20 protein-coding genes are annotated in these 19100 nt (G+C 67.8%); 16 read left to right on the top strand and 4 right to left on the bottom strand.

Annotated features, from left to right (window positions below; all coding sequences use genetic code 11):
- The first annotated feature begins 79 nt into the window (after positions 1–79).
- The 8 genes from rseP to gloA all read left to right on the top strand — a co-directional run bounded on the left by rseP (position 80) and on the right by gloA (position 8922).
- Positions 80–1189 carry an RIP metalloprotease RseP gene (gene rseP, locus FE263_RS01100; protein WP_138324860.1) on the top strand — a complete coding sequence of 370 codons (1110 nt, stop codon included), beginning with the start codon at positions 80–82 and terminating at the stop codon, positions 1187–1189.
- A gap of 148 nt (positions 1190–1337) precedes the next feature.
- Positions 1338–3872 (top strand): outer membrane protein assembly factor BamA, encoded by a 2535-nt coding sequence (gene bamA / locus FE263_RS01095; RefSeq protein ID WP_408886144.1) that lies wholly within the window; start codon positions 1338–1340, stop codon positions 3870–3872.
- Between the two features lie 79 nt (positions 3873–3951).
- Positions 3952–4890 carry an OmpH family outer membrane protein gene (locus FE263_RS01090; protein ID WP_240758927.1) on the top strand — a complete coding sequence of 313 codons (939 nt, stop codon included), beginning with the start codon at positions 3952–3954 and terminating at the stop codon, positions 4888–4890.
- A 6-nt stretch (positions 4891–4896) separates the two neighbouring features.
- Positions 4897–5991 carry a UDP-3-O-(3-hydroxymyristoyl)glucosamine N-acyltransferase gene (lpxD, locus tag FE263_RS01085; RefSeq protein ID WP_138324114.1) on the top strand — a complete coding sequence of 365 codons (1095 nt, stop codon included), beginning with the start codon at positions 4897–4899 and terminating at the stop codon, positions 5989–5991.
- 53 nt (positions 5992–6044) lie between these two features.
- Entirely contained in the window at positions 6045–6617 is a 573-nt protein-coding gene (fabZ, locus tag FE263_RS01080; protein ID WP_138324113.1) for a 3-hydroxyacyl-ACP dehydratase FabZ, read from the top strand.
- Between the two features lie 213 nt (positions 6618–6830).
- Positions 6831–7670, top strand: a complete 840-nt coding sequence (lpxA, locus tag FE263_RS01075) for an acyl-ACP--UDP-N-acetylglucosamine O-acyltransferase (RefSeq protein WP_240758926.1) — start codon at positions 6831–6833, stop codon at positions 7668–7670.
- Between the two features lie 5 nt (positions 7671–7675).
- Positions 7676–8536: an LpxI family protein gene (locus FE263_RS01070; RefSeq protein ID WP_138324111.1), complete on the top strand. Its 861-nt coding sequence runs from the start codon at positions 7676–7678 to the stop codon at positions 8534–8536.
- Entirely contained in the window at positions 8533–8922 is a 390-nt protein-coding gene (gene gloA, locus FE263_RS01065) for a lactoylglutathione lyase (protein WP_171033874.1), read from the top strand. Before FE263_RS01070 ends, gloA begins: the two co-directional genes overlap by 4 nt.
- Before the next feature lie 4 nt (positions 8923–8926).
- Here gloA and FE263_RS01060 read toward each other — a convergent pair whose 3' ends face one another.
- The 3 genes from FE263_RS01060 to FE263_RS01050 are packed head-to-tail and all read right to left on the bottom strand — an operon-like array spanning position 8927 to position 13585.
- Positions 8927–10138, bottom strand: coding sequence for a hypothetical protein (locus tag FE263_RS01060; RefSeq protein WP_138324110.1), 1212 nt, complete (start codon positions 10136–10138; stop codon positions 8927–8929).
- Between the two features lie 8 nt (positions 10139–10146).
- A complete protein-coding gene (locus FE263_RS01055) occupies positions 10147–11079 on the bottom strand; it encodes a glycosyltransferase family 2 protein (protein ID WP_138324109.1) in 933 nt (310 codons plus the stop codon).
- 7 nt (positions 11080–11086) lie between these two features.
- On the bottom strand, positions 11087–13585 hold the full coding sequence (locus FE263_RS01050; protein WP_171033873.1) for a glycosyltransferase family 2 protein: 2499 nt from the start codon (positions 13583–13585) through the stop codon (positions 11087–11089).
- 314 nt (positions 13586–13899) lie between these two features.
- Between FE263_RS01050 and FE263_RS01045 the strand changes: the two genes are divergently transcribed.
- Together FE263_RS01045 and FE263_RS01040 are read left to right on the top strand one after the other, a co-directional pair.
- Entirely contained in the window at positions 13900–14121 is a 222-nt protein-coding gene (locus FE263_RS01045; protein WP_138324107.1) for a hypothetical protein, read from the top strand.
- Positions 14118–14387, top strand: a complete 270-nt coding sequence (locus tag FE263_RS01040) for a hypothetical protein (protein WP_138324106.1) — start codon at positions 14118–14120, stop codon at positions 14385–14387. Before FE263_RS01045 ends, FE263_RS01040 begins: the two co-directional genes overlap by 4 nt.
- A gap of 29 nt (positions 14388–14416) precedes the next feature.
- On the opposite strand, the gene FE263_RS01035 is transcribed toward FE263_RS01040, so the two are convergent.
- The gene (locus FE263_RS01035; protein WP_138324105.1) at positions 14417–14680 is read right to left on the bottom strand and encodes an ATP-binding protein; all 264 of its coding nucleotides are present in this window, start codon (positions 14678–14680) and stop codon (positions 14417–14419) included.
- A 231-nt stretch (positions 14681–14911) separates the two neighbouring features.
- Here FE263_RS01035 and rpmH point away from each other — a divergent pair, with 231 nt between their 5' ends.
- The 6 genes from rpmH to argB are packed head-to-tail and all read left to right on the top strand — an operon-like array spanning position 14912 to position 19080.
- Positions 14912–15046, top strand: a complete 135-nt coding sequence (gene rpmH, locus FE263_RS01030; protein WP_138324104.1) for a 50S ribosomal protein L34 — start codon at positions 14912–14914, stop codon at positions 15044–15046.
- A gap of 32 nt (positions 15047–15078) precedes the next feature.
- Entirely contained in the window at positions 15079–15417 is a 339-nt protein-coding gene (gene rnpA, locus FE263_RS01025; RefSeq protein ID WP_138324103.1) for a ribonuclease P protein component, read from the top strand.
- Positions 15414–15671 carry a membrane protein insertion efficiency factor YidD gene (yidD, locus tag FE263_RS01020; RefSeq protein ID WP_240758925.1) on the top strand — a complete coding sequence of 86 codons (258 nt, stop codon included), beginning with the start codon at positions 15414–15416 and terminating at the stop codon, positions 15669–15671. The genes rnpA and yidD overlap by 4 nt, the downstream gene beginning before the upstream one ends.
- A complete protein-coding gene (gene yidC / locus FE263_RS01015) occupies positions 15671–17479 on the top strand; it encodes a membrane protein insertase YidC (protein ID WP_138324102.1) in 1809 nt (602 codons plus the stop codon). Before yidD ends, yidC begins: the two co-directional genes overlap by 1 nt.
- Positions 17407–18144, top strand: coding sequence for a ribosome biogenesis GTP-binding protein YihA/YsxC (yihA, locus tag FE263_RS01010; protein WP_138324101.1), 738 nt, complete (start codon positions 17407–17409; stop codon positions 18142–18144). The genes yidC and yihA overlap by 73 nt, the downstream gene beginning before the upstream one ends.
- Before the next feature lie 30 nt (positions 18145–18174).
- A complete protein-coding gene (gene argB / locus FE263_RS01005) occupies positions 18175–19080 on the top strand; it encodes an acetylglutamate kinase (protein WP_138324100.1) in 906 nt (301 codons plus the stop codon).
- Positions 19081–19100: the final 20 nt, after the last annotated feature.

Raw genomic sequence — 19100 nt, 5'->3', positions numbered from 1 at the left:
GCTCAGGAAGGCCCCCGGTCATGAAGCCAAGCATGTTGAAGCGCCAATCCCTGGCCTGTGGGCGAGGCCGCTCGTGATGCTGCCGCAGGTGCTGCGCACCCCGCTCGCCTTCGCACTGGTGCTGGGCGTGCTGGTGTTCATCCACGAGCTGGGTCACTACCTCGCCGCACGCTGGCGTGGCGTGCATGTCGAGATCTTCTCGATCGGCTTCGGACGTCCGCTGCTGCGCTGGCACGACCGCGTCGGCACCGAGTGGCGGCTGTGCATCCTGCCGCTCGGCGGCTACGTGAAGCCGCACGGCTTCGAGGGGCCGGCGGAGGCGTCGGCGGAGACGCAGGCGAAGTGGATCCCCGGCCGCACCTTCCACGACAAGCCGGTCGGCTCGCGGGCGATCGTCATCCTCGCCGGGCCGGTGTTCAACTTCCTGCTCGCCATCGTGCTGTTCGCCGCCCTGTTCGCCACCGTCGGCCGGCCCAGCGCGGCGCCGCTGGCCGGCATGCCGCCGGTGATCGGTGAATCGGTCGCGGGCGGCGCCGCCCGTGCGGCCGGCCTGCTGCCGGGCGATCGCATCGAGCGGGTCGGCGTGACGCCGACCGGCAGCATCCTCGACGTGCAGCGCACGGTCTCCGCCGCCGCCGGGCAGCGCGTGGAGATGCAGGTGCTGCGGGCCGGCCACACGCTATCGGTGCCGCTCACCGTCGGTGGCGACAAGCCGGGTGCCGGCGTCATCGGCGTGATGTTCATTGCCCCGCCGACCAGGGCGATGCCGGTCGGCCAGGCCATCGTCGCCGGGGTCACCGAGACCTGGAGCGTCGCGGTGCAGACCCTGGACGGCATCTGGCAGATGCTCACCGGCAGGCAGAGCGCCGCCGGCCTCGGCGGTCCGTTGCGAATCGCCCAACTCTCCGGCCAGGTCGCCGGGCTCGGCTTCGCCAGCCTGGTCAGCTTCATCGCCCTGCTGTCGATCAATCTCGGCCTGATCAACCTGTTCCCGATCCCGGTGCTCGATGGCGGCCGGCTGGTGTTCTACGGGATCGAGGCGGTCATGGGCCGCCCGGTGCCGCGGCCGGTGCAGGAATACAGTTTCCGGGCCGGCTTCGCGCTGATCGCCTGCCTGTTCCTGTTCGTCACCTTCAACGACCTCTCCCATCTCGGTCTCTTCTCGTGGGTGTCCCACCGGGTCGGTTGATCGTCCTGGACCGTTCCCGGGCAGTCTCGCCGGGGGCGAGCGAGGAAAGCCGGAAGGTCCGGTTACAGGCGGGCCGCTTGCGTTCTCGTGAGCATTGCGGCTAGTTCCCCGCGGGCGGTGCATGGCGGCGCCCCGATTTCCGGCGGAGATCGGGACCAGCACCCAGACTGACCTGAGGGGATGCCTATCCTTGTCCGCTAGACGCTCCGCACTGCTGACTTCAGCCTGCCTGATCCCGTTCATGGTCGACGGCGCCGCCTATGGCCAGTCGGCTGCGCCGGCCAGCCCGACGCAGGGCCAGCTGCCGCCCGACCAGACGCCGCCCTCCGACCAGGCGCCGCCTCCCAGGACGAGGGCCCCCCGCCCGGCCTTGGCGCACCGTCGCCATGTGCAGCCGGCGCGCGTGCGTCGCGGCAGCGCCGTGCCGGTATCCGGGGGCACCATCTCGGCGATCGACGTGCGTGGCAACGAGCGCATCGAGACCAGCACGATCCTGTCCTACCTGCTGGTGCAGCAGGGCGATGCGTTCAACCAGGACGAGCTCGACCGTTCGCTGAAGACGCTCTACGCCACCGGCCTGTTCCGCGACGTCTCGCTGACGCGCAACGGCTCGACCCTGATCGTGAAGGTCCGCGAGAACCCGATCGTCAACCGCATCGCCTTCGAGGGCAACCATGCGGCGAAGGACGACGACATCCGCAAGGTCATCACCCTGCGGCCGCGCGCGGTCTATACGCCGGAGCTCGCGGCGCGCGACCGCCAGAAGATCCTCGACCTCTATGCCGGCAAGGGTCGCTATGCGGTCACCGTGACGCCGCAGATCATCCGGCTGTCGCACAACCGCGTCGAGGTGGTGTTCCAGATTAGCGAGGGCACGCTCACCCTGATCCAGAAGATCAGCTTCGTCGGCAACAAGGCGTTCAGCGAGGCACGGCTGTCGCAGGTGGTGACCTCGAAGGAGACCGCCTGGTATCGCTTCTTCTCCTCGTCGGACGAGTACAACCCCGACCGCATCCAGTATGACCGCGAGCTGCTGCGACGCTTCTACCTGCGCAACGGCTATGTCGATTTCGATGTCTCGGACGCCACCGCCGAGCTCTCCCCGGACCGCAAGGGGTTCTACATCACCTTCACCATCACCGAGGGTCCGCGCTACCGGATCGGCAAGCTCGAGGTGAAGTCGACGCTGCGGCATGTTCCGGGCGACAGCCTGCGGCCGTCCGTGCAGAGCCTGAAGCACCACTGGTACGATGGCGACGAGGTGCAGCGCATCGCCGACGGCATCCAGGACGAGTTGCAGGCGCATGGCTCGCCGTTCGCGGTGGTACGGCCGGAAATCGCCCGCAACACCGACAACCACACGGTCGACCTGCTGTTCGATGTCAGCGAAGGCCCACGGGTCTATGTCGAGCGCCTCGACATCACCGGCAACACCATCACCCAGGACCATGTCGTCCGGCGCCAGTTCGACTTCGCCGAGGGTGATCCCTTCACGCCGACCCAGCAGCGCCGCTCCAAGCAGTCGCTCGAGGACCTCGGCTACTTCAGCACCGTCAACGTCGAAACCTCTCCCGGCTCGGCGCCCGACAAGGTGAACGTGAATGCGGCACTGGCCGAGAAGCCGACCGGCGAGCTGACCCTGGGCGGCGGCTACTCGACCGACGCCGGCATCCTCGGCAACGCCGGCCTGCGCCAGAAGAACCTGGTCGGCAGCGGCATCGACGCCAGTCTGCAGGGCACCATCGCGCAGTACGAGAACCAGGTCGATTTCTCGCTGACCGACCCGTACTTCCTCGGCCGCAACCTGGTCGCCGGCATCGACCTGTTCAGCATCCAGACCGACAACCTGAACATCTCGGACTACTACGAGACCCGGCTCGGTGGCACCGCGCGCGTCGGCTACGCCTACAACCGCTACCTGTCGCAGTCCTGGAACTACTCGCTGATCGATCGACACGTCAGCAACATCAACACCGCAGCCAGCCTGTACATCCAGGACGAGTCTGGACATTCGCTGCTGTCGCAGGTCGGCACCACGCTCGCCTACGACCGTCGTGACAGCCGGCTGCAGCCGCACAAGGGCTATATCGTGCGGATCGGCGGCGATGTCGCAGGCCTCGGCGGCAACGAGAAATACATACGCGGCAAGCTCGACGCCTCCTACTATATCCCGCTCGATATCCTCACCGGCAACCATGACTGGACCATCGCGCTGGTTGCCGGCACCGGCTACATCGCCGACTATTCGGGCGGCCGTCAGGACATCGTCGACAACTTTTATCTCGGCGGCGACAACCTGCGCGGCTTCCTTGATGGCGGCGTCGGTCCGCATTCGGTGCCGACCAACCAGTATCCCGCAAGCGACGCGCTCGGCGGCCGCTTCATCTACACGCAGTCCACGACCCTGAACTTCCCGCTGCCGCTCGGCCCGGATCTCGGCCTGTCCGGCCGCACCTTCGTCGACATGGGCGGCCTGGCCGGGCTGCGCACCATCCGCACCTACACGGCCGCCGAGAACCAGCCTTTCGCCGGCGACAACCTGACGCCGCGCGTGTCGGCTGGCGTCGGCGTGTCGTGGAAGAGCCCGTTCGGTCTGATCAACGTCGATATCGGCATACCCGTGGTGAAGCAGAAATACGACCAGACGCAGGTCTTCCGCTTCGGCTTCGGCTCGAACTTCTGAGGTGATGATGCTCCGAGACAACGGCGTGCCCGCGCGCATGCTTCCTGCTTCGCTTCCGGCCGTACGCAACCGCGCGCGCATGGGGACGCGCCTCGCGCTGGCCGCTACCCTCGCGGTGCCGCTGCTGTCGGTGACGGTCGCGGCCCAGGCCCAGAGCAGCGGCTCCGGACCCGGCTGGTTCGTGCCGAAGAGCCAGCAGGCCGCCGCCGGTGGTCCCCCTGGCAGCGTGGTGCGCCGCCATCCCTCCGCAGGACCGGTCGCGGGGCCGGGCCCCAACGCCATGGGCGAGCCCGATCCGCAGGCGCAGGGTGCCGCGCAGACGCCGCCGGTGCTGCCGCTGCCGCCGATTCCGGCGCTGTCCGAGATCCCCAAGGGCGCCGCGCCGCCGGCCGCGGTGATCGGCGTGCTCAGCGTGCCCGATGTGATGCGCCAGTCGGTTGCGGCGCAGCAGGTCGAGCGCACGCTCGGCGCCCGGCGCGACAAGCTCAACCAGGATGCCCAGAAGGAGCAGGCGAGCTGGCGCGACCTGCAGCAGCAGATCCAGAACTCCAAGCTCAGCCCGGAGCAGCTGGCGTCGCGCGAGCGCGCGCTGCAGCAGCGGGTGACGGCGGCGCAACGCGACTTCCGCAACCGCAACCGCATCATCCAGGAAGCCGCCCAGGTGTCGCTTGGCCAGATCGAGCGCGAACTGGTGCAGGTGATCCGGCAGGTCGCCGGCGCCCGCGGCATGAACCTGGTGCTGCATCGCGAGCAGGTGGCGCTCAACATCAACGACTTCGACATCACCCTGCAGGTGTCGAACCAGCTGAATTCGACGCTGTCCTCGGTGTTCATCCCAGCCGATGGCGTCGATCCCGAGGAGCTGGCGCGTTCGGGCAGCTTCCCGACCACCGCCAACCCGGGTCCGCAGCCGGCACCGCCGCCGGTCTCGACCGTCGCAACCACCCCCGTGCCCGCCGGCGCCGCCCATGCTGGAACAGCGTCCGGAGCGGCTCCAGGCCCGGCGGTGAAGAAGTAGCGACCGGTGCAGGCCCCGGGGCGCGGCACCGGCGACGAGCGGTTCTTTGCGCAGAGCGGGCCGCTCGCGCTCGAGAGCCTGGCCGCCCTTGCCGGCGCCGAGATCAGGCTGCCGGCGGATGGACGCCCGCCGGCGCCGCTGGCCGGCGTGGCGCCGCTGCAGGCTGCCGGGGCCGGCGAGGTCAGCTTTCTCGATAACCGCCGCTACCTGCCGCTGCTTGCCGGCACCGGTGCCGGGGCTGTGATCGTGGCACCCGCGTTCGTAGACCAGGTGCCGCCACATTGCGCCGCGCTGGTGACGCCGCAGCCCTATCTCGCCTGGGCCCGGGTGGCGGCGGCGTTCCACCCGTCTCCCGTGGCGACCCCGGGCATCCATTCGACCGCCCTGGTCGAGAGCGGTGCCATCATCGACCCTGCCGCGGAAATCGGTCCTTTCGTGGTCATCGGCCGAGGAGCACGGATCGGTGCCGGCAGCGTGGTCATGGCGCACGCCGTCATCGGGCCAGGTGTCACGATTGGCGTTGGATGCCGGATCGGCGCCCATGCCAGTGTCAGCCATGCTTTGATCGGTGACCGCGTGACCCTGTTCCCCGGCGTCCGGATCGGACAGGACGGGTTCGGCTTTGCGCTCTCGGACGCCGGCTTCGTGAGCGTGCCGCAGCTCGGGCGGGTGGTGCTGCACGACGATGTCGAGGTCGGCGCCAACTCCACCATCGACCGCGGCTCGGCGCAGGACACCGTGATCGGCGCGGGGTCCCGGCTCGACAACCTGGTGCAGATCGGGCACAACGTGCGCCTTGGACGGTGCTGCATCGTCGTCGCACAGGCGGGAATTTCGGGCTCGACGGAACTCGAGGACTTCGTGACCATTGCGGCCCAGGCCGGCCTGATCGGCCATATCCGGATCGGCCGCAAGGCGCGCATCGGAGCCCAGGCGGGCGTGATGTCCGATGTGGATGCGGGAGCCGACGTGATCGGCAGCCCGGCGATGCCGTTCCGGGAGTTCTTCCGTAACGTGGCGGCCTTGAAACGACTGGCGCGGCAGTCGATCGCCGGCGCGAAGTCCGCGCAGGATGACCGGGAACCCGGTTCGTCCGGATAGGGCGTTGGTGGATGTGGGTCGCAGCCCTGCTGCGCGGGATGGATTGAGCCTCGATGGACGGAACGGCACAGAACGAGAAAACCGGGCCTGCTGACGCGGGTGACGCGCACAGCGACGCCGCGGGTGGACTCGGGGCGGGAGCGCAGGGGACCGGTGGCGGCATCCTGGCCGCGCATGTCGGCGACCGGATCGCCCAGATCGACGTGCACCAGATCATGGCGGCGATCCCGCATCGCTATCCGTTCCTGATGATCGACCGGATGGTGGACGTGGTGCTCAACCAGTCCGCCATAGGCATCAAGAACGTGACCTTCAACGAGCCGCACTTCCTCGGCCACTTCCCGCAGCGCCCGGTGATGCCCGGTGTGCTGATCATCGAGGCGATGGCGCAGACCGCGGCGGCACTGGTGGTGCTGACCCTGGGCGACGCCTTCGAGGGCAAGCTGGTCTATTTCATGACCATCGAGAATGCGAAGTTCCGGCGGCCGGTGGTACCCGGCGACCAGCTGCGCATACACGTCGAGAAAGAGCGCAACCGGGGCAATGTCTGGAAATTCCGTGGCGTCGCCCGGGTCGACGGCGTGTCGGTCGCCGAGGCCACCTACAGCGCGATGATCATGCGCTGAGCAGGGCGCGGCTGCGCTGCGGCCGCCTCCGTCACCGGCGGAAACATTCGGTGTCTTGGCAGGATCGCCAGGGTAGGCGTTTTCGCCATCATCACGATCCGCAGGGCCGGTCCCGGGATCGATCGTGACGATCGAGGCCGGAAGCCGGGCCTCCGGGTGAGCCACCAGGATGAGGCAAGGCATGCAACGATGCCGCGAGCGATGACGAGCACGATGACGAGCGAAATCCACCCCTCGGCCATCGTTGCACCCGGCGCCCGTATCGGGCAGGGGGTCCGCGTCGGTCCCTGGTGCAGCATCGGCCCCGAGGTGACGCTCGGGGACGGCGTACAACTGGTCTCGCACGTGGTCGTCGACGGCCGCACCCATATCGGCGAGGGCGCGCTGCTCTATCCGTTCTGCACCGTCGGGCTGGCGCCGCAGGACCTCAAGTACCGCGGCGAGCCGACCCGGTGCGAGATCGGCGCCCGCACCGTGATACGCGAGAACGTCACCGTGCATCGTGGCACCGTCACCGGCAGCGGCCTGACCCGGGTCGGCCACGACTGCCTGCTCATGGCCAATGCCCATGTCGCGCACGATTGCGAACTGGGTGACCACGTCATCATCGTCAACAACGTGGTGATGGGCGGACATGTGGTGATCGGCGACCACGCCCGCATCATGGGCGCCGCGGCGCTGCACCAGTTCGTGCGCATCGGGCGCGCCGCCATGGTGGGGGGTGTCTGCGGCGTCGAGGCGGACGTGATCCCGTATGGCAGCGTGCTCGGCAATCGTGCCAGGCTGGTCGGGCTGCATTGGGTCTGGCTGCGGCGCAGCGGGGTTGCGGCACCCGAGCTGCAGCATCTGCGACGCGCCTTCCGGACCCTGTATCCGCATGACGAGGCCGGCGCCGGCGTGTTTGAGGAACGCCTCGCCCGGGTGCGGGCGGAGTTCGCCGGCGACCCGCGGGTGGACGAGATCCTCGCCTTCATCGCCGCCCCGAGCCGCCGCGGTCTGGTGCGGGTGGCGAGGCGGGACGCCGGCGGTGCCGAGGAGACCGAGGGCGCCTGACCCTCATGCCGGAACCGCGTGCGCCCGCCCTGGGCATCCTTGCAGGGGGCGGGCCGCTGCCGGCGCAGGTGGCCGAGGCTGCGGGGCGCGCAGGCTACGACGTCTTCATCGTCGGATTCGCGGATTTCGCCGAGCCGGCGGTGATCGCGCCCTGGCCGCACGAGATCATCCGCCTGGCGGCGGCCGGGCAGATCCTGTCGGCGCTGCGCCGGCACCACTGCCGTGAGCTGGTGCTGATCGGGCCGGTGCGACGGCCGTCCCTGCGGGACCTGCGCCCGGATGCGGAGGGCACCCGCATCCTGGCGCGGATCGGCCGCTCGCTGTTCGGCGGCGATGACGGATTGCTCGGTGCGCTGGTGCGCGTGCTCGGCGAGGAGGGCTTCGTCGTCAGGGGCGCGCACGAGTTCCTGTCCGATGGCGCCACGGCGGGGGGCGTTGCAGGCGAGGGCGTGATGGGCGGTGTGGCGCCCGATGCGCAGGCACTGGCCGACATCGCGCGCGGCGCCCGAGTGGTGCGTGCGCTTGGCGCCCTGGATATCGGGCAGGGCTGCGTCGTGCAGGACAACCTGGTGCTGGCGGTGGAGGCCCTGGAGGGCACCGACCGCATGCTCGAACGGGCGGCGAGCCTGCGCCAGCCGGGGCCGGGCGGCGTGCTGGTCAAGCTGGTCAAGCCGGGACAGGAGCGTCGCGCCGACCTGCCGACGATCGGGCCGCGCACGGTGGAGCATGCTGCTGCCGCGGGGCTGCGCGGTATTGCGGTCGAGGCGGGCTACACGCTTCTCACCGATCGACCCGGCTGCATTGCAACCGCAGACCGCCTTGGCCTGTTCCTGACAGGCATCAACGCGAAGGACGCGACGACATGAGCATGAACTACCTGCACACCATGGTCCGGGTGAAGAACCTCGACGACAGCATCGCCTTCTACAAGCTGCTCGGCATGCGCGAGCTGCGCCGCAACGACGTGCCGGCCGGGAAGTACACGCTGGCCTTCGTCGGCTTCGACGACAATGCGCACGGGCAGGCGGAGATCGAGCTGACCTACAACTATGGCGAGGATGACGGCTACGAGGTCGGCAGCGGCTTCGGGCACTTCGCGGTGGGCGTGCCGGATGTCGCGGCGGCGTGCGAGAAGGTCCGTGCCGGCGGCGGCAAGGTCACCCGCGAGGCCGGTCCGGTACAGCACGGCACCACGGTCATCGCCTTCGTGCAGGATCCCGATGGCTACAAGATCGAACTGATCCAGCGCTAGCCGGTCAGCCAGGCGGCAATGGCACCCTGCGCGGGGTGCCATTGCCGCCCGCGGCCGGGAACAAGTCGAGCCATGCATTCCGCGCGCGCTCACGCATCACGACGCGAATGCCGCGCGATTGCCCGGGCAGCAGCCGCAAAGTCCCGGTGAAGACGATCCCGCTGACCGTCGGACTGTCCGCCCCGGGCCGGATCAGCAAGCCGGCGCCGCGCCCGGCATGAACCATGAGGCGCGGTGCGAAATCGATCCATCGGCTGTTGTTCGCGAGCTCGACATCCAGGGTCCGGACCCCGCGCGAGGTGTGCCGCCAACCTCCCGCCACCGACACCGACAGGGAGTGGTCCGGGTCGCGCAGGTGCTTTAGCAGCCAGTAGGCGACACCGGTTGTCGTGCTGGTCGCCCGTCCGTTCTCCTGCTCGGGCACTGCCGGGATAGCGGTCGCATATTCGAAGACGCTCCAGATGTCGGGGACGGCGTCGGCATCCTCGTGCTCCCGCACGGCATCCTGTGCGACGGCGAGGAACTGCTGCGGACCGTAATGGCTGTTGCCGGCACCGTAGGGGCAGAGCATCACCGAGGCCCGCTTGCGGTTGCGATGGGCGAACCGCACCATCGAGATGCTGGCCTGCCGCATGTGGCCCCGGTCATCCAGCCAGAATCCCATCGGGCCATCCGTGGAGACGCCATCGGCGTTGCGGATCCAGTCCCGGTAGGCCGCGTTGTGCGCTCCCGGCGGGTCGGTCGCGAGATCACCGCCAAGCGTCCAGGGTCCGATCTGGACCAGGTCGGGGCGGATGTCGGACCGCTGCCGGCCGTAGCTGCCCAGCAGCGCCGCCCGCGACGCGTCCCAGCCGTAGTTGAGGCTGGTATAGGCCACCCGGAAGCCGGCCGATTGCAGTCCTGCTATCGCGTCCCGGTCGTCCTGCGGCGATGCTCCGGATGCGATATCTCCCGGTCTTGGGGTACGGAGATCAGACTCGAGGAAGGCGTTCCGGTGGCGCATCAGCTTGCCCGTCTGCCGCAGACGCAGTGCCGGCTGCTGCTTCATCATGATGAAATTGACGTAGAGCCCGTCGGCATGGTCACGCACGAACTGCCACTGGCCCGGATGGGCGACGAGGTCGGGCCACTGGTCGGCGGTCCCGACATAGACCTCCTGCGCCCGCGCGTGACCGGTCGCACACGCCACGGCGACGCCGAGGATGCAGGCCAACACTCGTTTTCTCAAAGCTCGCCCGCCTGCTTTGCGACAAGCTGCGCGTGCCGCACAACCTCGAGCATGCGGTGGCGTGGTGCCCAGTAGTCGGCGAGGTAGGTATCCTCGACCTCGTCATGCGCCGCGAGCAACGCCAGGTGGCGTCCCTCCAGGAACATGCGCTCCCAATGTTCCTCCCCGGAGTTGCTGCCCCTCCGCACGCGCCGCAGGAAGTCCTCCTCGGACTTGAACTGGAAGTGGGCGCAATAGGCGACCTGCAGCATGCGTTCCTGGTAGCCCGGACGATGACAGAAGGCATGCGCCGCGCGCGGGAAATCGACCGTGTAGTCGATGATCTCCTCGCCGGCGGCGTCTCCGATGCGCAGGCCGGCAAGCTTGTAGTCGTGCCAGAAATGGAAGTAGGCGAGCGCGCCGGCGAGGTTGCCGGCCCGGATCTCGGCAATGGTCACCAGGGACGACCTGATAATGTTCTTGGTATGGAAATCAAGCGAGCGGGAACGGCGGGTATGTCCGAGCAGGACACTGCCGGGCTCGCGCCTGGGGCGGCCGTTCGGGCCATAATTGAGCCAGTTGAAATAGATGCAGCCGAACTCGTTCTCCAGCGGCTGCATGAACCGGTGGATGTTGTCGATGCCCTTCAGCACCAGGAATTCGTCGATATCCAGGAAGCAGAACCATTCGGTCTCGATGGCGAATTCGGCCACGAACCGCTCGTATATCTCGCCCTGCTTGCCTCGCGCAGGCCAGTGGTTGAAGGTCAGGAACGGATCGACGCCGCAGAGATGCGGAGCGACCGCCTCGCGCAATGTCGCCGGGTCATCGTCGTTCGACCAGAGATAGACGTGATCGAAGCCGATCGACTTGTGGTAGTCGAGCCACTCGAGGATCGCGGCCTCTTCCCAGCGGGCGCAGGCGACCAGCGAGAACTTGTGCTTCGCCATCGCTCCGTCAGCTCCCGGAGCCGATCTCGCCGAGATCCCTGAAGATGCCGTCGAGACGGGAGAAGATCGGGTTGTAGAAGGGATCGCGGCGCAGCACCTCGCCGTGTCTCTGTTGCATGAGCTGGTTCTCGTGGAAGAACCGTCCCGCCTTCTCGGGCGCCATGTCGGTGCCGCGGCTCAGGGATTCGTGGTGCTCGGCAACCAGGTCGGGCGTCCAGATGACGCGCCAGCCGCTTGCACCCACCCTCAGGCACAGATCGACATCGTTGAACGCGACCGCGAGCTCGACCTCGTCGAAGCCGCCGACTTCGCGGAACGCCTGCGCCCGGCAGAGCATGCATGCCGCGGTGACGGCGGAGTATTGCTGGGCGCACCAGGCACGCGCGACATAGCCGGGGTCGCCATCCGGGATGCCGCGGAAGGTATGGTCCGCGATCCCGCCCACGCCCAGCACGATCCCGGCATGCTGGACCATCCGGTCGGGATAGAGCAGCTTGGCGCCGACGATGGCGACCCGCGGATCCGCCAGGGCCTCGTCCAGCAGGATGCGTAGCCAGTTCCCCTGCCGCAGGAAAACGTCGTTGTTGAGAAATACGAAAAAGTCCGCGGGATTTTCCTTGGCTGCGATGTTGTTGAGCCGCGAGTAGTTGAATTTCTCATGCACGTGGCGGATCGTGACAAGTGGATGGGCGTGGTAATCCCGGCAGAGCCGCTTGGCCTCCACGCTCTCCGACCCGTTATCGACCAGGACGATGCGCCAGTTCGGGTAGTCGGTATGGGCCAGGACTTCCTCGAGGCAGCGGCGGGTGATCCCTGCCTGGTCCTTGAACGGAATGATGATGCAGACGCTCGGCGTCTGGCGGCCGTTCCACTCGATCGAGTACATCGTCCTGGCGCCGATCGATGTCACCTCCGCTGTTTCGAAGCCGCGGCGACGCAGGTGATCGGTGACCGCGGTCAGCCCGGCCTTGATGGCGTACGGCTTCGCGTCGCCCGACGACGCCGTCGATGTCGCGCTCTTGCGCCAATGGTAGAGCAGCTCGGATACGTGCAGGATGCGATCGGCCGGACACGTCTCGGACAGGCGCAGCAGCAGGTCATGGTCCTGGGCGCCGTCGTGGGCGGTGCGCAGCGGCCCGACCTGCTGCAGCAACGCACGCTCGACCATCAGCAGATGGCAGATGTAGTTCTGGCAGAGCAGGAAACGATAGTTCCAGTCCGGCTTGAGGTTCGGCTCGCTATAGACGCCGGTCTCGTCGATCTTGTCCTCGTCGGAGTACAGGATCCGCGCACCCGTCGACAGGGCTGCGCGCACCATAGTCTCGATGGCAACATCCACCAGAAGGTCGTCATGGTCGAAGAATGCCACGAACTCGCCCTGGGCTGCCTGCAGGGCGGCATTGGTCGCCGTGCTGATGCCGGAGTTTCTGGTCTGGCGGATCAGGCGTATCCGGCGATCCTGCCTGGCATGGTCCTGTATGCAGGAGGTGAGGGTGCGGCTGCGGCTGGCATCGTCGACGATGAGCAATTCCCAGTTCGCGTAGGTCTGTTTGCTGACCGAGGCGATGGCGGCGATGAAGTCGCGCAGGTCCGGCTTGTAGGTTGGCATGACGATCGACACCAGTGGTGTGCCGTGCGCAGGCGGCAGCGTGGCGGTACGCCGCGTCAGATCGGCATAATAGCGTCGCGCCCATGCGTCATAACCGCCGGTGACGGTGCCGCCGGTCGGCAGCATGCGCATGATCTCGCGCTGTACCGACCAGGCACGGGAGCAGAGCTCGTCGACAACGTCCTTGAGCGCATAGAGCTTGCTGGTCGCATCGGTCGACGGGTAGTTGATGCGGATCGGGCTTTGCCGGAGCTCGACATCTTCCGGCAAGGCCCATAGCGAGAAACTGAATGTCCTGCCGGTCCGGAACTCAGCCGGGATCTGGAAGTCGAAGCCGACGCGAGGCGAGCATTTCTTGGCCTGCCCGACATCCTGCCGCACGTGGTCGGCGATGAACTGGCCGATGGCGGCGCCGTTGCAGCGCACCTGGATCTGAACGCCGCCGGTGGAGTGTCCGGTCTCGTTGTTGCGGCGGACCACCCAGCCACATATCCCGCTGCCCACGATACCGTCGACGAATCCGTCGATCTCCACCGCGCGCTCGGAGCGGAAGCGCACCTCGGGCAACTGCTCGCCGGACCGGGAGTGGAACATCATCGGCGTGCCGTCATGGAATGCGATGCGCAGGACGTGGCCATCGCCATCCATGAAGCGTCCGGGGATCGGGAAGCTGAACCCGCCCCCGTGCCGTGGATATCCCAGGGTGGCGAGATCCTGGCGCACCTGGTCGCAGCTGGCCGCGCCCACCTTCTCGCCATCGACGAAGATGTCGACGCTGGCAGCATCGAGGGGAGATGTCTCGTCGATCGCCCAGCCCGTCACGACATAGCCCACGAGTGCGTCGGCCATGCCCGACATGGCTGCAACGGCGCGATCGTCTGCGTTCAACATGTCCATGTCGGCGTCCGTCAGGGTCCAGTTCCGATCATCGTGTGGTGCGCTTCGGACGCAGACCCGCATCGCGCAGGTGGGCCATCGGATCGACGTGGGAAACTATTTGGGCGGTTGACCTTCTGCTTCCCATGACGTCTGGGTGCCGGTCAACGCCTAATATGTTGCAAGGCATCCAGTATAGAGCGGTAAAGGTAAATACCGTGCCGCTGTTATGCTGGATATTGTATTCCGTCGATATTGTCACCGTCCTGCCTGAACCGTGCAAACCTAGCTACATTTGCAAAGCCGCAGTCTGGAACCAGAGGTGGATGAGGGCCGTGCTCTACAGGATCATGTCCGCGCACGGCAGCCTGCTGGCCGAGTATGCCGGGACCGGCGAGGTGGCCAGCTACTTCGACGGCGACATCGATCCGGAACATCCCGCCCTGCTCGCTTTCCTCTCCGACCGGCGTCCCGACCGCTGCTTCATGCCTGCGGGCCATTCCGGTTGGTCGCGGACCCGCCGAACCACTCTCCTGCGCGGCGTGGCATGGTCATGATCGGCCGCCGCGCAACCAGGAGCCACGAGCGCTTCGGGCTCATTCCGGTGCTGCCGTCCGCAGTCCCGGTCGCGACCCGGCGCGAGGCCGATCGCCTTGCGGCCATCCCGGGACGGATGTCCGACACGGAGATCCTGCGTCTCGGGCTGCCGGGCGTCGCCACGCGCCAGGACCGGGTCAGGTCGGTCTGTCCGCGGCAGATCCGGATGCTTGTCCCGACCTCCGCCGATGCCCCGATGTGCCGGAGGCGGGCCAGGCGTTCCTGACCACGCCTGGGCCACACTTGTAGTGGACGTCAGGTTTGCCGGGTCGCCTTCAGGGCGGCGTCGGCGCGCTCGATCGTCTTGATCAGCGTCTCGGCGGTGCGACGGGCGATCGGGTCGACGCTGCCGGACAGCCGGTCCGCCATCAGCATGGCCGGCGAAAGGATGCCGCGCAGGTCGTGGCGCAGCTTCGACATGGTGGCGTCGCGTTGCACAAGGGCCTGCTCGGCCGTCGTTGCGCGGGTGGTCAACGCGTCGATCAGGGCCTGGTCTTCCGCGCTCCGGTCCGGCGTCATCGCTGGTCTCCCCTCCGGTCGGTTCGTATCGATGGCGTAGACGGACCGGACATGCGCGCGGCTCCAGGCTGGCGGTTGGGCGGGGGGCTGGCGGTTGACGCGGGATGCCGGCGGCGACTATAAGCCGCCGCTCCTTTGCAGGCGTAGCGCATTCCGCATGCGCCGCGCCTCAGTCGTCCATTCGGCCATCAGCAAGCGGTGCCTGGCCATCCACCTCAGGAGAGTGCCGTCGTGAAGCGCACCTATCAACCCTCCAAGCTGGTCCGCAAGCGTCGTCACGGCTTCCGTGCACGCATGGAGACCGTCGGCGGTCGCCGGGTCCTGGCCAACCGCCGCGCCAAGGGCCGCAAGCGCCTCTCTGCCTGACCCAGGGCAAGCCACGACCGGAGCGGCCGCCGATGGCCTCGCCGGAGGTTCGGCTGAAACGCCGGGCCGAGTTCCTGCGGGTGGCCTCGCGCGGCCGCAAGGCGCCGATGCCCGGCCTGGTTCTGCAATGCCTCGCGCGCGGTGACGATGCGCCGGCCCGGCTCGGATTTACCGTCACCAAGAAGGTCGGGAACGCCGTGGTGCGCAACCGTGCCAAGCGCCGGTTGCGGGAAGCGGCGCGTCTGCTCCTGCGCGAGCGCGACTTGCGTGGCGTCGATCTGGTGCTGATCGGTCGCGACGGCACCGGGCGCCGGCCGTTCCGCGCCCTGATCGACGACCTGTCACGGGCATTGCGCAAGGCCGGCGGGTGATCGCGGCCATTGCCATCCGGACGGGCATCCGTGCCTATCAGTTCACGCTGCGTCCGGTGCTTGGGCCGAACTGCCGCTTCGTGCCATCCTGCAGCGACTACGCCCTCGAGGCGGTGTCGGTGCACGGTGCCCTCGCCGGGACGGCTCTATCCGCGCGTCGCCTGCTCCGCTGCAACCCGTGGTGCGCCGGCGGCCATGATCCGGTGCCGCCCGCATCCGTCCCCTCAATCGAGAAGAGCCCGGCCGTACCCTGATGGACAACAACCGCCTGATCCTGGCCGTAGCCCTCTCCATCGCGATCCTGGTCGGCTTCGAGCTGGTGCTGCCGAAGCAGAACCGGCAGGCGCTGCACCAGCAGGCAGCCCACACCACGCAGACCACGCCGCCAGGTGCGGCGCCGGCGCCGCAGATCGACACCGCGTCGGCCGGCACCCAGCCGGTGGCAATCCCGTCGCCGCTCTCCGCCGGGAAGGCCAACGACCAGCGCATCCCGATCGACGCGCCGCGACTGAAGGGCAGCGTCAACCTGACCGGCGCACGGCTCGACGACGTGGTGCTGCGCGACTACCGCGAGACCATCCAGGCGAACTCGCCGCAGGTCCGGGTGCTGGAGCCGCGCTCGTCGCCGCAGCCCAACCTGGTGCAGGTCGGCTGGAGTGCGGCACCCGACAGCACGGTGAAGCTGCCGGACAGCGACACGCGGTGGACCACCGACGGCCATGGCCTGTCGCCGGCCAGCCCGCTGACGCTGAGCTGGAACAACGGCGCCGGACTGACCTTCCACGTCGTGTTCAGCGTCGACCGCAACTTCATGTTCGGCGTCGAACAGTCGGTGCAGAACGCCACCGGCGCGCCGGTCACGCTGTATCCGTGGGCGCGGGTGAGCCGTGGCTACACCCCGGCGGTGACCGGCGGCTACCTCGTGCATGAGGGGCCGATCGCGGTGGTCGACGGCCGTCTCGAGGAGATGTCCTACAAGACCGTGCAGAGCAACGGCGCCAGCGCCGATGGCGTCGGCTGGAGCGCGCCACAGGCGGCCCCGGCTGCCGGAGCGCAGCCCGAAGGGGCCTGGGCCGGGATCACCGACAAGTACTGGCTGACGGCCATCGTGCCGTCCGCCACCACCGCCGGTACCGCCACCTATCGCTATGTGCCGAATGCCGGCGCCGGCACCTACCAGATCGACTTCCTCGCCAGTAGCCCGACGGTGATCGCGCCCGGCGCTACCGGATCGAGCACCAGCCACGTCTTTGCCGGCGCCAAGGAGGTGCATGTGCTCGAGGGCTACCAGGCCTCGCTGCATATCGCCGACTTCTGGAAGGCGGTGGATTTCGGCTGGTTCGCGTTCCTGACAAAGCCGATCTTCTACGTGCTGGACTGGCTCAACACCGTGCTCGGCAATTTCGGCCTGGCGCTGCTGGCATTCACGCTGATCGTCAAGACCCTGTTCTTCCCGCTGGCGACGAAGTCGTTCCGCTCGATGAGCAAGATGAAGCTGCTGGCGCCGAAGATGACGGCGGTGCGCGAGCGGCACAAAGACGACCCGATGCAGATGAACAAGGAGATGATGACGCTCTACAAGCAGGAGGGCGTCAATCCGGCCAGCGGCTGCCTGCCGATGCTGGTGCAGATCCCGGTGTTCTGGTGCCTCTACAAGGATCTCTACGTCACCATCGAGATGCGGCATGCGCCGTTCTTCGGCTGGATCCGCGACCTTTCGGCGCCGGATCCGACCAACCTGTTCAACCTGTTCGGGCTCATCCCGTTCGATCCGACGGTGATCTCGCCGATGCTGCATCTGGGCGTCTGGCCGATCATCCTCGGCATCACGATGTTCATGCAGCAGCGCATGAACCCGCCGCCGCCCGACCCGACCCAGGCGAAGCTGTTCCAGATCATGCCGCTGATCTTCACCTTCGTGCTGGCGCGGCAGCCGGCCGGCCTGGTGATCTACTACTGCTGGAACAACACCCTCACGGTGGCGCAGCAATGGCTCATCATGCGCAGCACCCGGCTGGGCGGCGGCAGGGGCCGGGAGGCGGCGCGTCCGGTGCAGAGCTGACCGATCCGGCGCCGACAGAGGCTGACCGGGAAGCGGCGATCGAGGCGGGACGCCTGCTGTTCGCCGCCGAGTGCCGGTTCTTCTATGCGGCGCAGCGGCTCGACCAGCTGCCGGAGCCGGACCGGCCGGAGATCGCCTTCGCCGGGCGCTCGAACGTCGGCAAGTCGACGCTGATCAATGCATTGACCGGCCACAAGGCTCTCGCCCGCGCCTCCTCGCAGCCGGGGCGCACCAAGCAGCTCAACTTCTTCGATCTCGGCCAGCGCCTCACGCTGGTGGACATGCCGGGCTATGGCTACGCCGAGGCAGCGAAGGCGGTGAAGGAGGACTGGCAGGGGCTGATGTTCGACTTCCTGCGCGGACGTCCGACCTTGCGCCGTGTGCTGCTGCTGCTGGACAGCCGGATCGAGATCAAGGCCAACGATCTCGAGGCGATGAAGCTGCTGGACCGTGCCGCGGTGAGCTTCCAGCTGGTGCTCACCAAGTCGGACGCGCCGAAGCCACCGGTTCTGGCCGCCAAGCGCGTGGCCGTCGAGGCGCTGGCGCGCAAGCATGCGGCGGCGCATCCGGAGGTGATCCTGACCAGCAGCGAAACCGGACTGGGCATAACCGAACTGCGCGCGACCCTGGCCGAACTTGCCCTGCCGGTCCAAAATCGGTTTTGACCGGGAGCAGGGGCACATGAGGCTGGACGCATGAGTTTGAGCGAAGCGGCGCTGAATGCGGCACGTGAGCAGGCAGCGACCCTGGCGAGCGCGCTGCCGTTTCTGCGTCGCTACGCCGGCGACACCATCGTGGTGAAATACGGCGGCCACGCGATGGGCGATGCGACACTGTCCGAGGCGTTCGGACACGACATCGCGCTGCTCAAGCTGGTCGGGGTCAATCCGGTCGTGGTGCATGGCGGCGGGCCGCAGATCAATACGATGCTCGAACGGCTCGCCATCAAGTCGAGCTTCGTCGACGGCCTGCGGGTCACCGACGCCGCGATGGTCGAGATCATCGAGATGGTCCTGTCGGGCTCGGTGAATAAGCAGGTCGCCGACCTGATCAACCGCGCCGGCGCGCTCGCGGTCGGCATCTCCGGCAAGGATGGCGGCCTGATCCGGGCGGTGAAACTGCAGCGTACGGTGCGTGATCCGCACAGCCATATCGAGCGCGCGCTCGATCTCGGCTTCGTCGGCCAGCCGGACCGCATCGATACCCGCCTGCTGTACGCCCTGTCAGGCTCCGGCCTGATCCCGGTGATCGCACCGGTCGGCGCTGGGGCGAACGGCGAGACCTTCAACATCAACGCCGATACTGCCGCGGGGGCGATCGCGGGTGCGCTCGGAGCGACACGTCTGCTCATGCTGACCGACGTGCCGGGCGTGCTCGACGAGAACAAGCAGCTTATCGAGGAGCTGTCGCCGGAGCAGGCCCGCGCCGGCATCGCCAGCGGCATGATCTCCGGCGGCATGATCCCGAAGGTGGAGACTTGTCTGGAGGCGGTCGCCGCCGGCGCCAAGGCGGCGGTCATCCTGGACGGACGGGTGCCACATGCGTGCCTGCTTGAGCTGTTCACCGCTGCCGGCCCGGGCACTCTGATCCGCGGCACCTAGGAAGAGGTCTGCTTGCCGCG

Origin of the sequence: Lichenicoccus roseus (genome assembly GCF_005844085.1) — a bacterium.
GTDB lineage: Bacteria > Pseudomonadota > Alphaproteobacteria > Acetobacterales > Acetobacteraceae > Lichenicoccus > Lichenicoccus roseus.
Note: the sequence above shows the minus strand (reverse complement) of the source record. Positions and strands in the feature narration are given on the sequence as shown.

Excerpts from the sequence above, each read along its gene's own strand:
- FE263_RS01090 (WP_240758927.1), top strand. The coding sequence starts at position 3,952 with ATGGGGACGCGCCTCGCGCTGGCCGCTACCCTCGCGGTGCCGCTGCTG.
- fabZ (WP_138324113.1), top strand. The coding sequence starts at position 6,045 with ATGGACGGAACGGCACAGAACGAGAAAACCGGGCCTGCTGACGCGGGT.
- lpxA (WP_240758926.1), top strand. The coding sequence starts at position 6,831 with ATGACGAGCGAAATCCACCCCTCGGCCATCGTTGCACCCGGCGCCCGT.
- FE263_RS01070 (WP_138324111.1), top strand. The coding sequence starts at position 7,676 with ATGCCGGAACCGCGTGCGCCCGCCCTGGGCATCCTTGCAGGGGGCGGG.
- gloA (WP_171033874.1), top strand. The coding sequence starts at position 8,533 with ATGAGCATGAACTACCTGCACACCATGGTCCGGGTGAAGAACCTCGAC.
- FE263_RS01055 (WP_138324109.1), bottom strand. The coding sequence starts at position 11,079 with ATGGCGAAGCACAAGTTCTCGCTGGTCGCCTGCGCCCGCTGGGAAGAG.
- FE263_RS01050 (WP_171033873.1), bottom strand. The coding sequence starts at position 13,585 with ATGGACATGTTGAACGCAGACGATCGCGCCGTTGCAGCCATGTCGGGC.
- FE263_RS01040 (WP_138324106.1), top strand. The coding sequence starts at position 14,118 with ATGATCGGCCGCCGCGCAACCAGGAGCCACGAGCGCTTCGGGCTCATT.
- FE263_RS01035 (WP_138324105.1), bottom strand. The coding sequence starts at position 14,680 with ATGACGCCGGACCGGAGCGCGGAAGACCAGGCCCTGATCGACGCGTTG.
- rnpA (WP_138324103.1), top strand. The coding sequence starts at position 15,079 with ATGGCCTCGCCGGAGGTTCGGCTGAAACGCCGGGCCGAGTTCCTGCGG.
- yidC (WP_138324102.1), top strand. The coding sequence starts at position 15,671 with ATGGACAACAACCGCCTGATCCTGGCCGTAGCCCTCTCCATCGCGATC.
- yihA (WP_138324101.1), top strand. The coding sequence starts at position 17,407 with ATGGCTCATCATGCGCAGCACCCGGCTGGGCGGCGGCAGGGGCCGGGA.
- argB (WP_138324100.1), top strand. The coding sequence starts at position 18,175 with ATGAGTTTGAGCGAAGCGGCGCTGAATGCGGCACGTGAGCAGGCAGCG.